The 15625-nt window shown below is 36.9% G+C and carries 14 protein-coding genes; 11 read left to right on the top strand and 3 right to left on the bottom strand.

Annotation, left to right across the window (positions count from 1 at the left end; all coding sequences use genetic code 11):
• Positions 1-79 precede the first annotated feature (79 nt).
• From CRO56_RS07625 to pfkB, 8 genes are all read left to right on the top strand, one after another.
• Positions 80-1465: a sugar phosphate nucleotidyltransferase gene (locus tag CRO56_RS07625; RefSeq protein ID WP_179714208.1), complete on the top strand. Its 1386-nt coding sequence runs from the start codon at positions 80-82 to the stop codon at positions 1463-1465.
• 354 nt (positions 1466-1819) lie between these two features.
• The gene (locus CRO56_RS07630) at positions 1820-2821 is read left to right on the top strand and encodes a LacI family DNA-binding transcriptional regulator (protein WP_097158027.1); all 1002 of its coding nucleotides are present in this window, start codon (positions 1820-1822) and stop codon (positions 2819-2821) included.
• Positions 2822-2934: 113 nt separating this feature from the next.
• The gene (locus CRO56_RS07635) at positions 2935-3885 is read left to right on the top strand and encodes a substrate-binding domain-containing protein (RefSeq protein WP_097158028.1); all 951 of its coding nucleotides are present in this window, start codon (positions 2935-2937) and stop codon (positions 3883-3885) included.
• A gap of 70 nt (positions 3886-3955) precedes the next feature.
• Complete coding sequence (locus CRO56_RS07640) at positions 3956-5464, top strand: sugar ABC transporter ATP-binding protein (RefSeq protein WP_097158029.1); 1509 nt, start codon at positions 3956-3958, stop codon at positions 5462-5464.
• Positions 5465-5516: 52 nt separating this feature from the next.
• The gene (locus CRO56_RS07645; protein ID WP_097158030.1) at positions 5517-6488 is read left to right on the top strand and encodes an ABC transporter permease; all 972 of its coding nucleotides are present in this window, start codon (positions 5517-5519) and stop codon (positions 6486-6488) included.
• 13 nt (positions 6489-6501) lie between these two features.
• Positions 6502-7431, top strand: a complete 930-nt coding sequence (locus tag CRO56_RS07650) for a sugar kinase (protein ID WP_097158031.1) — start codon at positions 6502-6504, stop codon at positions 7429-7431.
• A gap of 17 nt (positions 7432-7448) precedes the next feature.
• Positions 7449-8303, top strand: a complete 855-nt coding sequence (locus CRO56_RS07655; protein WP_097158032.1) for a tagatose bisphosphate family class II aldolase — start codon at positions 7449-7451, stop codon at positions 8301-8303.
• The gene (pfkB, locus tag CRO56_RS07660; RefSeq protein ID WP_097158033.1) at positions 8300-9223 is read left to right on the top strand and encodes a 1-phosphofructokinase; all 924 of its coding nucleotides are present in this window, start codon (positions 8300-8302) and stop codon (positions 9221-9223) included. Before CRO56_RS07655 ends, pfkB begins: the two co-directional genes overlap by 4 nt.
• 911 nt (positions 9224-10134) lie before the next feature.
• Here pfkB and CRO56_RS07665 read toward each other — a convergent pair.
• The 3 genes from CRO56_RS07665 to CRO56_RS23490 are packed head-to-tail and all read right to left on the bottom strand — an operon-like array spanning position 10135 to position 10855.
• The gene (locus tag CRO56_RS07665) at positions 10135-10488 is read right to left on the bottom strand and encodes a hypothetical protein (RefSeq protein WP_097158034.1); all 354 of its coding nucleotides are present in this window, start codon (positions 10486-10488) and stop codon (positions 10135-10137) included.
• Between the two features lie 8 nt (positions 10489-10496).
• Positions 10497-10775, bottom strand: a complete 279-nt coding sequence (locus CRO56_RS07670) for a hypothetical protein (protein ID WP_097158035.1) — start codon at positions 10773-10775, stop codon at positions 10497-10499.
• Positions 10772-10855 (bottom strand): XtrA/YqaO family protein, encoded by an 84-nt coding sequence (locus CRO56_RS23490; RefSeq protein WP_342745881.1) that lies wholly within the window; start codon positions 10853-10855, stop codon positions 10772-10774. Before CRO56_RS23490 ends, CRO56_RS07670 begins: the two co-directional genes overlap by 4 nt.
• Positions 10856-11467: 612 nt before the next feature.
• Here CRO56_RS23490 and CRO56_RS07675 point away from each other — a divergent pair.
• The 3 genes from CRO56_RS07675 (at position 11468) to CRO56_RS07685 (ending at position 15493) form a co-directional block, all read left to right on the top strand.
• On the top strand, positions 11468-12682 hold the full coding sequence (locus CRO56_RS07675) for a YHYH domain-containing protein (RefSeq protein WP_097158036.1): 1215 nt from the start codon (positions 11468-11470) through the stop codon (positions 12680-12682).
• Positions 12683-12694: 12 nt separating this feature from the next.
• Positions 12695-13366 (top strand): PH domain-containing protein, encoded by a 672-nt coding sequence (locus tag CRO56_RS07680; RefSeq protein WP_097158037.1) that lies wholly within the window; start codon positions 12695-12697, stop codon positions 13364-13366.
• A gap of 195 nt (positions 13367-13561) precedes the next feature.
• Positions 13562-15493, top strand: coding sequence for a DUF2075 domain-containing protein (locus CRO56_RS07685; protein WP_097158038.1), 1932 nt, complete (start codon positions 13562-13564; stop codon positions 15491-15493).
• Positions 15494-15625 lie beyond the last annotated feature (132 nt).

A 15625-nucleotide genomic window follows, 5' to 3' on the forward strand; every position in this document is an offset into this window, starting at 1 on the left:
TACCTCAGTCAAACGAATAGTGAGAGCTATTTGATTATGATTTGAGGTTTTTTTTATGAATATTTATGGGGGGCATGAAGTGAAAACAGCGATTATATTAGCCGCAGGTAAAGGGCAAAAAATGTGGCCATATAATGAGTATCGGCCAAAAGCTATACTACCAGTTGGAGATAAGCCGAATATTGAAAGATTAGTAAACCAGCTACAAAATTTGCAGTTTGAGCGTATTTTCATAGTCGTACATTATCAAGAAAGAAGAATTCGACATTTGATGGAGGGTAAAAAAGGAGTAGAAATTATATCTGTTCCTACTCCTCAAGGCACAGCCGATACCCTTCAAAAGGCATTAGAGTATATCCAGGATACAGAAGTGTTAGTTGCATATGGAGATATAGTCATTACCACCAATAAACTTATTAAATTTATTGAGGAGTTTCGGAAAGAACCGAAAGATGGCCTAATTTTAGCATCCTTTATCGACTCACAGCGCTCGCAGGATTGGTTCTGTGCTAATGTCCGAGAAGATAAGATGGTTACTGAAATATTGGGTCACCCGCGGCCACATTACGTTAATTATCAGCTATTAGGCATGTATTGCCTAAAGAAAGAACATATCCATTATTATGTGAAAAGAAATCCTGGAATGATGTTAAACGTGAACGTGGGAATGATGCCACATCTAGAAGGAGAACTTGAGCAATCACTTCAAATGATGGTGGAAGATCAAAAACAAATCCGAGTTTTCAATGCTGAAAAGGAAGCAATTGACCTGGATAAACCTTGGCATATTATGGAGAGTAATGCCCTAATAACGAGTGTTGAAGTTGGTGGATTAAAGGAGAATAGCATACATGAAACGGCAAGCATTCACAAAACTGCTGAAATAAGAGGGTATGTGAAACTTGGTAAAAATGTCAAAATTGGCAGAAATGTAATGATTAACGGTAATGTTACTATTGGCGATCATACAGTTATCGATAATGGAGCTATCATTGAAGAAAACGTAATGATTGGAGAATATTGTACAATTAAGGACTATTGCAAAATTGGTCCTAATAGTGTCATCGGTAATAGAAATCGATTCGGTCATTGTGCTGAATTCCAAGGTGTCACATTTGAAAATGTAAGCTTTACCCACTATGGAGAAGTGTTTGGGGTAGTAGGATCATGTACAGATATTGCAGCTGGAGTGACAGTTGGGATTCTAAGATTTGACGATTTGAACCAAGTCCAAAGAGTAAATGGAAGATTGGAAACCCCTGAAAAATACGGAAATGCCGTTTACTTTGGAGATTACACGAGGACTGGAATTTCCAGTCAATACATGCCAGGGGTAAAGATAGGTAATAACTGTGTAATCGGGCCAGCTGTCGGAATTCATCATGATATCCCATCAGGTAAGCTCGTTTATAACGAACAACAACTCAAAATGAAGGATTGGGGTTCCAATAACTATGGTTGGTAACCTAAATCATAAATAAGTATCAGATATAGAAAAGGAAATCAGGTGCCCAACCCTATGCATATCGAATGCCGGGGGTCAGGGCACTTTTTTGTTTTTTATATGGCAGCAAAAAATTAAAACTTTCCATCCTATATTAGTTCTTTTACAATCAAACAATTAACCTCATTCCGGAAAGAATTCTAGCAATACCCATATTTTTACCCTCTCAATTTTCTGTTGACAAATTGCCTGAAAAGGGACAATAATAAAAAATGTAAACGTTTCAATTTTTATTTAATCAAAAATTGAAACGTTTCAAGTAAGTTTTAACCAAGACCTTACATTCGCCACAACAGAAGGGAAGGGGTGATGCGAATGAGCACGATAAAGGATGTATCTCGGGTTTCTGGAATCTCAATTGGAACCGTTTCCAGATATCTGAATGGTCATAAGGTGAAGAAAGAGAACCAGATTAAAATTGAAAAGGCAATTGAAGAACTGGGATACAAAGTGAACCTTATGGCAAGAGGGCTAAAGACGAATAAGACTTTTACCGTTGGTGTGATCGTACCCAGTGTTACGGACATCTTTAGTAACCAGGTTATTGAAGGGATGGAAGAGATACTAGATTCGGAAAAATATAGTCTGATTGTTTGTAGCTCTAGAAATAGTATCGAAACTGAAAAAGAAAAGATTTTATTTTTAAAAGAAAAGCGTGTAGATGGAATCATTATGATGCCGGTTTCCGATGAAAATGAGCATGTTCATCAACTATTGTCAGAGAAAGTCCCTGTTATTCTGATTGACCGATTACTAGATGGGGTAGATTGTGACGCGGTTGTTTGTGACAACGTAAATGGAGCTTATCGGGCCATTGAACAATTAATTCAATACGGTCACCGTCGGATCGGAATTATTGCAGGTCCGAACAATGTGTTTACCGCTAGAGAGCGTTTAAATGGATATGTTCGAGCTTTAAGTGATTATAAGATTCCAATTGATGACTCTCTCATTGAATACGCACTGTATGCTAAAGGCGGCGGCTACGATGGGTATGTGAAACTACTAAACTTACCCGAAAGACCTACAGCTATTTTTGCCACAAACTATGAAACAACAATGACGGGTGTTAAATACATGATGGAGAATGGGATCAAGATTGGGGAAGATATTTCCTTATTCGGATACGATAATACGGATGTTTTCCAAATGCTGACACCATCCATTGCCACCGTTGTTCAGCCGATGAATTCTATTGGCGAACATGCAGCCAAACTTTTATTACAAAGAATTGATAACGATTACAAACACTATCCAATCGTTTATCGTTTAAAAACGAAAATTCTTTCAGGTACATCTATTAAAAAACTAATCTAAAAAAAGGGTAAATACTTTAAGGGGGTGAGGATGAAGGGGGTTAGTAGACAGTCCTAATCAAGTAACATACATTGATTTGCCTTATTGTTTAATACTTAAAGGGGGAAAACATAATGAAAAAAATATTAGTTCTTGCATTAGCATTAATGATTGCTCTTTTAGGGGCATGCAGCAGCCAATCAGGCGGCAGCTCAGATGACGGGATTACGATTGGTGCTTCTCTTTTAACAGCATCTCACCCATTCCAAGTAGCAATTAAAGAGGCAATTGAAGCCGAAGCAGGTAAACAAGATGTGAAAGTTGATATCGCAATTGCCGATCAAGACTTAAATCGTCAAATTTCTTCTATTGAAGACTTTATTAACAAGCAAGTAGATGCGATTATTGTAACTCCAGTTGATTCTGATGGAATCAAAGGTGCCTTAATAAAAGCAAAAGATGCTGGCATCCCAGTTGTAACTGTAGACATTAAAGCAAATGGCGTAGAAGTAGATTCACATATTGCTACTGACAACTATACAGGTGGTATGATTGCAGCTGAAGCAATGGCTAAATATATGGGTGGCGAAGGTGAAGTTGGTTTAATTACTTATCCAGAAGTTCAATCAGTTCGTGACCGTATCGATGGATTTAAAGCAAATGCGGCTAATCACCCAGGCATGGAAATTGTTACAGAACTGCCAGGACGTACAAGAGAAGAAGCGAAATCGGCTTCTGAGGATATGTTAACTGCACAACCTAATCTAAAAGGTATTTTCGGTTTCGGTGATGACATGGCAATCGCTGCAACCGCTGCCATCACAGAAAGAGGAGCAGATGCAGTTGTAATTGGATTTGATGGTCTAGAAGAAGCACTGAAATCTGTAGATGAAGATAACGCGTTCAAAGCAGTAGTTGTTCAATTCCCAGACAAAATGGGAGAAGTTGCTGTACAAAATGCTGTAAAACTAGCAAACGGCGAGGAAGTTGAAAAAGAGGTTCCTATTACACCTGGTCTTTATGTACATAGTGAAGGTTTCGTAGATGTTACGGTTGATAATGGCAAAGTAACAATTCCAGAATAATGAAAAATCCATTAAGTGAAGAAATGCCATTCCTGGTATTTCTTCACTTTTAAAGGAAGTGAAATGACAGATGACTACTATACTTAAAATGAATGGCATCAGAAAAGAATTCCCTGGTGTCGTTGCTCTAGATGGAGTCGATATTAGTCTTGAAGAAGGAAAAGTATTGGCGCTTTTAGGAGAAAACGGAGCCGGAAAATCCACTTTAATGAAAATCTTGTCAGGTTCCTATCAGCCTGATGGTGGATCTATTGAAATCTTTGGTAAAAAAGTAGAAATCAAAAATGTTACGCATGCTAGGGAGCTCGGAATTTCTATTATCTATCAAGAGCTTAGTCTTAGCCCGAACATGACAGTAGCTGAGAATATCTTTGCCTTATACGAACCTGTTAAATATGGACTCATTGATGATAAAGCAATGAACCGCCAAAGCCAGGCGTTGCTTGATGAATTAGGTATTTCTATTTCTCCAACTGCACTTGTCAAAGAACTTTCTATTTCAAACCAACAGATGATCGAAATCGCAAAAGCAATCAGTTCCGATCCGAAAATTATTATCATGGACGAACCGACTTCTGCTTTAAGTAGTAAAGAAACTGAAATTTTATTCAATATTATTCGAAAGCTAAAAAGCAAAGGCTGCTCAGTTATCTATATTTCCCATCGAATGGAAGAAATTTTTGAAATCACGGACTCAGTCAGTGTTTTACGAGATGGAAAATACATTGGAACTGTTGAAACGAACGATACAACTTCTGATCAGTTGATCACTATGATGGTCGGAAGAAGCATGGATGAAATTTATCCAGTAAAAGATTTTCCATACGTACGCGACGAAGCATTACTAGAATTAAAAGGATATCATCTTCAAGGAAAGTATCATAATGTTTCATTTACTGTTCGTCCTGGAGAAATTGTGGGCCTATACGGCTTGATGGGTTCTGGTAGAACGGAAATTGCCCAAGGAATTTTCGGGATGTTGAAAAAAGAACAGGGTGAAATGTTCATCAATGGGAAGAAGGTAGAGGTAGATAATCCTTCTACAGCTATTAAAAATGGAATTGCATTTGTTACAGAAGACAGAAAGCACGAAGGACTCGTATTATCCGGCAGTGTCTATGAAAATACAACAATTGCAAACTTAAATAAAGTTTTAAATAAGTTCAAACTCATTAAGCATAACAAGGAAGTTGAGATTACAAAACGTCATGTCGAAAGCTTGAAGATCAAAACACCAAGCATTTACCAAACCGTCAATAAACTAAGTGGCGGAAATCAACAAAAAATTGTTCTTGCTAAATGGTTTGAAATTGAACCTGACATATTGATTTTAGACGAACCAACCAGAGGTATTGATGTTGGCGCTAAATTTGAAATATATAAACTGATGATTGAGCTAGCGAAAAAAGGGGTTGGCATTATCATGATTTCCTCCGAGCTTCCTGAGGTTCTTAACACTTCAGACCGTATGCTTGTTGTAAGGGATCGTGAAATTGTGGCGGAAATCAAGAATCCGAAAGAAACGACTCAAGAAAAAGTAATGAACTATATTACGTCAGAAAAAGCATCTCATGTATAACAAAAAATTGGATTCAGACCCAAGATGAATCTGATTAGGAAGGTGATAAGTGATGAAGACCAACAGACTCCAAACTTTTCAAAATAACGGAATCATAAAGAGCTACGGCGGGGTTTTGGTAGCCTTAGCGGCGCTAGTTATTCTATTTTCATTTTTAACTCCTCACTTTTTAAATACAAATAACCTGTTAACGATTTTCTCACAGGTATCCATCATTGCCATTATGGCCTTCGGGATGACGTTTGTCCTTATGATTGGTGAAATCGATTTATCAGTAGGATCGATTGCAGCTCTTAGTGGTCTTGTTCTTGGAATTATGCTTTCAATGGGCATGCATGCCATCATTGCGATTATGATTGCTCTTTTAGTAGGAGCATTAGCGGGTGGAGCTAACGGTTTAATCAGTGCAAAATGGAAAATTCCAACGTTCATCGTTACAGTCGCAACGATGGAGATTTTCCGTGGAATTGGATATTCAACTACTGACGCAAAGCCTGTGCAAATTGACGATTCTTTTGTCTTATTTTTAGGTAACAAAAAACTGTTCGGTGTGGTTCCAGTTTCAGTTATCATCACGCTTGTTCTACTAATCGTTTTCCATATCTTATTGTCTAAAACGAAGTTTGGTAGACGTGCCAAAATTACAGGCGGAAATAAAATGTCTGCTGAGTACGTTGGGATTAACACAAAAGCACTACAAATTCGAGTGTTTATGATCTCTGGTATTGCAGCTGCAGTCAGTGGAATTTTGCTTTCTTCTCGTCTGTATTCTGCTCAGCCGAACGCAGCAACAGGCTATGAGCTGGATGCAATCGCTGCTGCAGTACTAGGAGGAACAAGTTTAACAGGTGGTTACGGAACCGTATTCGGTACCTTTATCGGTGCATTGATTATTGGTGTGATTAACAACGGTATGAACTTAATTGGCCTTCCTTATTTCTATCAACAAATAGTAAAAGGTGTCATCATCATCGTGGCCGTTTATATTGATGTACGTAATAAAGGAAGAATTCTCGGCAAATAAGGAGTGGACATAAGTGGCAGACATACTGACGCTGGGAGAAATTGTAGTAGAAGTAATGGCAAAAAAAGTGGGACAATCCTTTGAGGAAGCAGGCGATTTTGCAGGCCCTTTTCCTAGTGGAGCCCCAGCCATTTTTATCGATCAGGCTGCCAAAATCGGCAGCAGCGCTGGAATCATTTCTATTATTGGAAATGATTCGTTCGGGCGATTGAATTATAAAAGGCTCGAACAGGATGGAGTTGACGTCTCTTTTATCACTACAACCGATCAGCTCACGACTGGAGTTGCGTTTGTAACGTATCATGAAAATGGTGATCGGGACTTCATTTTCCATCTGCAAAACTCTGCCTCCTCTTTACTTACACCTGATCATGTAAAAGAGGAGTACTTTAAGGATTGTAAGTACTTCCATGTAATGGGGAGTGCGCTGTTTAACAGAAACATACGCGATGCAGTAAAGAAGGCGATTGGTTTTTGTAAGCAAACGAATACGAAAATTTCATTTGATCCAAACATTCGAAAAGAACTGCTAAAGGATGACGAAATGAAAGAAAGCTTGCAATTTGTACTCGACAATTGCGACATCTTCCTTCCAAGCGGAGATGAACTCACTCTGTTTACCGATGTAGCAGATGAAGCGGAAGCAGCAAAAAAATTGATGGATAACGGAATTGAATATGTCGTGATTAAGAAAGGAAGTAAAGGCTGCACAGCTTACAGTAAGGACACATCGTTTTCAGTAGAGCCTTTAAAAGTAGTGGAAGTAGATCCTACTGGAGCAGGTGATTGCTTTGGTGGAACATTGATCTCATGTTTAAACAAAGGATTTGGATTAAGACAAGCAGTGAAGTATGCGAGTACAGCAGGAGCACTAGCTGTTACGAAAAAAGGACCAATGGAAGGAAACACAACTTTAGAGCAGGTTAAAGAGTTTCTTACATGATGTCAGGAGGAATAATAATGAGTGTAGTATCTGCAAAAGAGATGTTAATTGAAGCCAGAAAAGGCGGGTATGCAGTTCCTGCTTTCAATATCCATAATCTTGAAACGATTCAAGTGGTAAGTGAAGCAGCAGCAGAAATGAATTCTCCACTAATGATCGCGGCAACACCAAGTACATTAAAATACGCTGGTGAAGACTATTTATTAGCGATTGTAAACGTAGCTGCAAAGCGGTACAACATTCCAATTGCGGTTCACTTAGATCATGCGGAAGATGTTCCTTACATTAAAACATTAATTGATATGGGTTATAAATCGGTTATGATTGACGCTTCTCATCATCCATTTGAAGAAAACATCGCAATTGTTCGTGAAGTCGTAGACTATGCGCACCCAAGAGGGGTATCGGTTGAAGCGGAACTTGGCCGCCTTGGCGGTCAAGAGGATGACATCATCGTGGACGAGAAAGATTCCTTCTATACGGATCCGAAAAGTGCAGTGGAGTTTGTCGAAAGAACGGAAATTGACTCCTTTGCGGTTGCAATTGGTACAGCGCATGGTATGTATAAATCAGAACCAAAGCTTGACTTTGATCGTTTAAAAGAAATCTCTGAGCTTGTTGATATTCCGCTTGTATTGCATGGCGGATCTGGAATTCCAGACAAAGACGTTCAAAGAACCATTACTCATGGAATTGCGAAAGTAAATATTGCAACGGAGTTGAAAATTCCGTTTGCGGCAGCTGTTAGAGATCACTTCTTAGCAAATCCGAGTGCCAATGATCCGCGTAAATACTTAACGCCAGGTAAAGAAGCGATGAAAAAAGTAGCCATTGAAAAAATTATGATGGTTGGAAGTAACGGTAAAGCATGATTACCACTATCACCCTAAATCCATCTGTAGATCGCAGCTACATGATTGATGATTTTGAAGCAGGCCAAATATTTCGGACATCAAGCTACGGTGCAACAGCTGGTGGAAAAGGGTTGAATGTGACCCGCGTTGCTTCTGCATTAGGAGAAAAGGTGTTGGCAACGGGCTTACTCGGTGGAAAAAGTGGCGAGTTTATTGAGGCTGAGCTTGATAAGGTGGAAGGGGTCTCCCATGATTTTGTAAAAATTGAGGGAGAGACACGGAGCTGTATCGCGATTGTTTCAGCAGGCGGGGGACAAACTGAAATTCTAGAGTCTGGCCCCACCGTATCTGAGCGGGATCTGGAACGGTTTTTAACACATTATAAGAGTTTGGTAGAAAAAAGCTCTATTATTGTTGCTTCAGGCAGTATTTTAGCAGGAATGCCAAAGACGATTTATACCGATTTGATAAAAATGGCTAAGGAGCAGAATGTTCCCTTTTTGCTTGATACAAGCGGTATTGCCCTTCAGGAAGGGATTAAAGCCGGGCCGACGTTAGTGAAGCCCAATCTCGAAGAGTTAGAGGCATATGTGGGCCGAAAGTTGGTGAATGAAGCAGACGTTGTGCGTGCTGGAAAGCAACTCGCGGAAAATGGGATTGTGTATGTAGTTATTTCGCTTGGCGGGGAAGGCTCAATTGTGATTCATCATAACAATGTCTATCGAGTCCGACTTCCAAAAGTAGAGGTAATCAATCCAGTCGGTTCAGGTGACTCTATGGTCGCCGGATTCGCTGTGGGTCTAGCTAGAAACTACGACCTCATCCAAACGATCAAACTAGCATCCGCCTCTGGAACCGCCAACGCCGTCGAACAGTCAACAGGATCTATTAACCTTGAAAAGGTTCAGGAATTGATGGCGCAGATTGTGGTGGAATGAGTGGTCATATCCCTCGTGGTATTTTCATTGAGGTGTGGGCACTTTTCACATGCCTAAAGTATTCGAAAAAAGAAACTATGTAGCAGATTTTGAAGGAATCGGCAAAGTTACGCTACAAGTCTTGTAATTTAGCTTGCCCCTGGTATTGTAACTTATGAACGTACCAGGGGTCAGGCTTTTTTTTTTACCTAATCTTTAAAGTTCAGTGACCAGGTTCCTTAACCGCCCTTGACAAACAGTCCCAAAAGGTTGCGATTTAAGTAACAGGGGCGAAGGGAATTATAGATAGGCATGACAAATAGCCCTTAACTTTACAAATTTTAATCTCTTTCTCTATTCGGTTTGTTAAGGGGTGGCTTCGCCAAAGGGGGAAAGTATGATTAAACAATATAAAGTAACATTCCATTAAATTAATGGAGAAATAGGACAAATAATAGAAGAAACTTCTATAAGCCCTTTTGCTAATTAAAAGGGTTTTTTTCTTTTATAACCTTTAAATCGACTCACTTATTGTTTAAACCCATTAACAAAAAAATAATGTGCAAATAAAATAAAGATGACCGATAGCGCCTACATTACCGAACCAGTTAATCGTTCCGCTTGTCAAACACTAGTAAACCTTTTACTCAATAGAGGATAGTGATCAGCTTTAGTCATGTCTGAACAAATCCATTTAGAAATGGCAAACCTATTCCAAATGCGATTGTGGATGTCGGGCAAGTAAATGAGCATGGGGAGCTATGCAAAAGGGGACTCTAATCAAAAGAATTTTAACCTAAGAGCAAAAATACAGGTTAATGAGAAACGAAGATATCTGGATTATGACATATACTCAACTATAAAATAAAAAAGGACACCAAACGACGGTTTAAACCGTTCAATCAGTATCCCCCAATTGGCGGGTAGAATTACTAATTTAGTTCATTTAACTTTTCCTTTTGTTCTATCACAAACTCCTTAAATAAATTCATTTCTTCAAATAAGCTATTCAAGTTTTTATCATTATCTTTTAATATCTGCTCTTTGGAATTTTTATTACCCCCCGATATCAATGCTGAATTAAATAAAGTATTTATGAGTTCAACACGCGCTAGAATACCCATATATGAGCTGTCCATTTCTATTGGTATTTTTTCGTGGGGTAAAGACCGGATAAAAACAAGTGTTTCTCTGTTTTGTTTACAGTGCAAATCTATTATTCGAATTGTTTTATATTCTAACGGCACTTTATGGAACAATTTGCTTACTTCATCAAGGCTTGTCATAACAACACCTATATACCCTTTAAATACATTCCAAATCTCAAAAATTCTTCAATCGATTGTCTTTCTCTTTCTCTTATCATCTTTTCATTTCTTATTTGTTCTTGCATAACTCTTATAGCATGATTACCAGCAAGGTAACTACCAATTAATACACCAAACACTGAACCGATTGTCTGGACTATGGCATCAAAACTTACTCCGTATTTCCAGTGTGTACTAATTAATAACCCTAAAAAGAATATCATTACTATTAATATATAAGTTTCACTTTTTTTGTTGAGTCTCAAAAATCTTCCCCCTCGTCAAATTTTACCGTTTTTACCTTTCCCTGGAGAGTAATAATCTTTGTATCACCATGTACAGGCAAATGCGTAACTCTTGCCTTTCCTTCACGCTCAATAATGGCAAAGCTTCCTTATTGTTCAATTATATACTGGCGATGGTCCTTTCAAACAGTGATTGCATCTGTCGTCGACTTTTTATGTAGCAGGAAAGTTCTTATATTAAGGGCACAGATACACTTGTAGACTGCGTAACGGTTGCAGACAAGTCACTGCTAAAAGCTGGCATTTTCCTGAAGGCATTGTTTTTCTTGTTGATATCTAAAATTGACATGATCAGAAATGTGGAAGAGCATAGAGGATCCGTTTTGAAAATCCGAGGTACTGAGCTGTAAAAGGCGAATGAAATATTTGATGTGGCCAGTTGAATAATTTAGGTTCCAACAATATTCTCAAAATTTCGTATTGGTACTAATTTAATTATTTTCTTGCAAATCTTAATATTTTCTAGTTCCATATTTTCGAGATTGAGTTAAAATATAATTGCAGTTGCTAATTACCTGTATTTGTAAGTAAAGTGTATGTTAATTGCATAGAAGTAGGGAAAGCATACCATTCGCTCGTAATAAGTTCAAAATCAATTCTAAGCCTAAATAATAAATACATAAATAACAAAATTAGAGTGAGGGGAGAACCAATTGAGTAGGAATGTAGTAATTATAATTTTATTATTCGCATTTTTATTTAGTCCATTTGTGTCTGCACATTCAGGGCGAACAGATTCAAATGGAGGGCATAATTGTAGTGAAAAATCCCAGGCAAAAGGTTTATGCAGCGGCTATCATTATCATAATGGAGGAGGATCTTCCAATTCCTCATCAAGTGGAGCTAACAATATTAGCAGTGATAAAGATTGTTCAGATTTTGCAACTTATGATGAAGTTGTTGCTTATTGGAATTCGAAGGGATATTCAGCAACATATGATCCAGAAAATTTAGATGGATGGGGAAACGGTAACGTAGATGATGGAATACCGTGTGAACCTCCAAGTGGTTACGATAAAACTAAAATAAATAATAGCCCAGAACAAATTCAATTTAATCAGGATAAAGAAGATAGGGCAAATGGTGAAAGTGAAGGATATAATCAGGGTTTCAAAGATGGATATTTAGAATCTACTAAAAATAGTACAACAAACTCTGGCTCTGATGCGTTTAAACAAGGTTATACTGATGGGTATAACAAAGGTTACGAAGAAGGCAAGAAAAAAATAGAATCTGAAAAAACAAAAGCTTCTAATGAAGGTTATACATTAGGAAAAAAACAAGAAAACATTAAAATACCAGAAATGTATGCTTCTCATCCAAGTTTGAAAAAAGCTTTTGAAGATGGTTTTAATAAAGCTGTTAATGAAAGAGTAGAAGCCAAAAAAGAGGAGTATTTTAGTTTAGGTTACAACGATGGTAAGAAAGATAAACATTCTCCGCCACAAGACCTTGAAGAGGTTTATGTTGAAGCATATAAAGAAGGGTATAGTAAAGCACAACAGGAATTGAAGGATACTTATTTTAACCAAGGATACGAAGCTGCATTTACCATGTTAGAATTTGAAGAACCAAATTTAAATAATGACAAATTTGGAGAATGGTATAAAGAGGGGTTTTTTTCTAATAGAGAAGTAGAAGAAATTAAAAATGCTGGATTTTCTTTGGGGAAAACTGGTGAACCTTTAAATATTCCAGAAGAATATAAAAAAGGGCAAGCTATATTTAAACATTATTACGAAGTAGGCTATAAAGAATATGTAGAAGAACAAAATTCCCAACAAAAAACATTAGCTGGAAGTATTAGTGTACTTGCATTAGGTTGGCTAGGAAGAAGGTTCTATATTGCAAGGAAAATGGTTAAGTAAAGGAAGATTAGAATGGGGATATATAAAACGTTATGTTATAAAGTCGAAGATTTAATGGTAAAGCTGATTACCAAAAAAGAGGACCCGTTAATTGTTAAAGAAAAAGTGACTAAGTACAGGTTCGAAAAAGAGCAACTCAGTCATCAAAGAAAAATGGAAAGAAATAAGAAACTGGAAGAACAAAGACAGCTTAAACAACAACAACGGGAACAACAAGAAAGAAAGCGGATTGAAAAGGAAGAGCTAGAAAGAAAAGAAATAGAATCACTTGTATCAAAACTGATGAGAAATACTAGTCAGAGCTATAATAGTTATGAGTTTAATGAAATTAAAAGAAATAAACATTTTTTTCAATCGCTTTATGAACGTGTACTAGAGCCTAATGAGAAACTAGAGACATTCATTTTCTGCGAGTATGATAAATCAAGCAAAAAAGAAATAAAAGGATACTTATTACCTACTAATAAAAGAGTTTTATTTTTAACTAAAAACCTTAATTTTATGGATAAATTTCGTTATCAAACTATTATTAATGTTAATTGGTTTAAGGATGGTTTATTAGAGAGAGGTCTTCGAATCCAATATGGAAAGCGAAAGTTGGAATTTGATGAAATGTATGATCATGAACAGTTAATGAAGGTTGGGAATATCATTTTAAACAATTCTAAAACTGGAACAAAATAATTAAGGAAAAATAAAATTGGTAAGTCAAATCAGTTGATTTAATGTCAGTCAATAATTTTTCAGCCCCTATAGTATAGATGAACATCTAGAGCTAGAAGGGCTTAGTTTTTTTCACTTGAACGGTTTTTAATTGTATTTACCTTATAACCTATTTTTATAATAGAATTATAGAAATGGACTAGGAGTTGTAAGGAAATGATCATTTACGAAGCAACAAAATCAGAATTTATCTCTGATGTTACAAATGAATTATTAGTTGAACGTTTATATACTTCGTACCAAGAAAAGATCGGTCGTACTTCTAAGCAGGAAATATTATCATGGGAGAATTCCCTCCAACGAATGTCAAACGTTATGCAGGATCATGATATCCCAAATGATGCATCTGTTGCTATTGAATTTAAGATACCTAATACCTCGAAACGGGTGGATTTTTTAATAGCTGGGAATGACGGCAAGCAGGACCATGTTGTAATCATTGAATTAAAGCAATGGTCTGAGGTAGAGAAAATTACTGGTAAGGATGCATTAGTTAAAACCATCCTTGGAGGAACTAAAAGGGCAGTTACTCATCCATCATACCAAGCCTGGTCTTATGCTGCGCTTATAAGAGATTTCAATGAAAATGTTCAACAACAACATATAGAACTTAAACCGTCTGCATACTTACACAATTATAGCAAAGGAGCCAATGATCCTTTAACCGATGAACATTATCAAGAGCATTTGGAAAAAGCACCTGTCTTCACTAAAGGGGAAATTCAAAAATTAAGGGATTTTATAAAGAAATATGTTCGAAAAGGAGATCGTAACAAACTAATCTATCAGATTGAACATGGGAAAATTCGGCCTTCAAAATCATTGCAAGATTCACTTACCAGTATGTTAAAGGGAAATGAAGAATTTATCATGATTGATGAACAAAAGGTGTTCTATGAAGAGGCATTTCATCTAGCATTGGAAAGTGTAAAAAGTGATAAAAAACGTGTAATGGTTATTGAAGGCGGGCCAGGAACGGGAAAATCGGTAATGGCCATTAACCTTTTAGTAAATCTCACTAATCAAGATCTAGTTACATTTTATGTATCTAAAAATTCTGCACCAAGGGATGTTTACTCAACTAAATTAAAAGGGACTTTTCGAAAAACACAAATTGACAATTTATTTAAAGGTTCCGGCAGTTTTACAGAATCAAAATTAAATGAGTTCGATGTCCTAATAGTTGACGAAGCCCATCGTTTAAATGAGAAATCAGGTTTCTATGGGAATCAAGGTGAAAACCAGGTAAAGGAACTAATCAAAGCAGCCAAATTTACGATATTTTTCATAGATGAAAATCAAAAAGTAACCCTAAAGGATATTGGAAGCATCGATTTAATAGAGAAATATGCAAAAGAATTTGAAGCTGAAATTATCAAAGGAGAGCTAGTATCCCAATTTCGTTGCGATGGTTCAGATGCATATATTGCATGGTTAGACGATGTACTTCAAATACGGGAAACGGCTAATACCAATTACTATGGGGTAGATTATGACTTCCGCGTATTTGACAATCCGCATGATATGCTACACGAAATTGAAAAACTAAATCAGATTAATAATAAATCAAGAATGTTAGCTGGGTACTGCTGGGAGTGGCCAATTGCAGAGCGGACCAATGTTAAGCATAAAGATATAGTAATACCAGAATTTAATTTTGAAATAAGCTGGAATTTGTCAGACAGCATCTGGGCAATAGATCAGAATTCGGTCAATCAAGCGGGATGTATTCATACTGCACAGGGATTAGAGTTTGATTATGAAGGAGTAACCATTGGTCCAGACATGAGATTTGAAAACGGAGAAGTCATTACTGACTACACCAAACGTGCTAAAACGGATCAGTCTTTAAAAGGTATTAAAACATTGGTAAAGGAAGATCCGGAAAAAGCGAAAGCAGTTGCGGATCAAATTATTCGTAATACGTATCGTACACTTATGACTCGGGGGCAGAAGGGGTGTTTTGTTTTCTGTACGGATCTAAGGTTAAATAATTATTTTAAAAGACGTCTAAAAAAGACTACTACTTCTTATAATTTAGCACCGACAAATATAGATAAGGTAGCTGAAGATAAAGAGAATTATTAATAATGAATTTATTGGGAAATTAATCTTGTTTGAGGAATTTAAAAAAACAACTGTTTGCAAATGATTCTTATTTTAAGACCTCTAAAACAAAAGGTAGAAATGAATCTGTGTGTGTTGAGGAGGATGCTTGTT

It is taken from the genome of Bacillus oleivorans (assembly GCF_900207585.1).
Lineage (GTDB): Bacteria > Bacillota > Bacilli > Bacillales > JC228 > Bacillus_BF > Bacillus_BF oleivorans.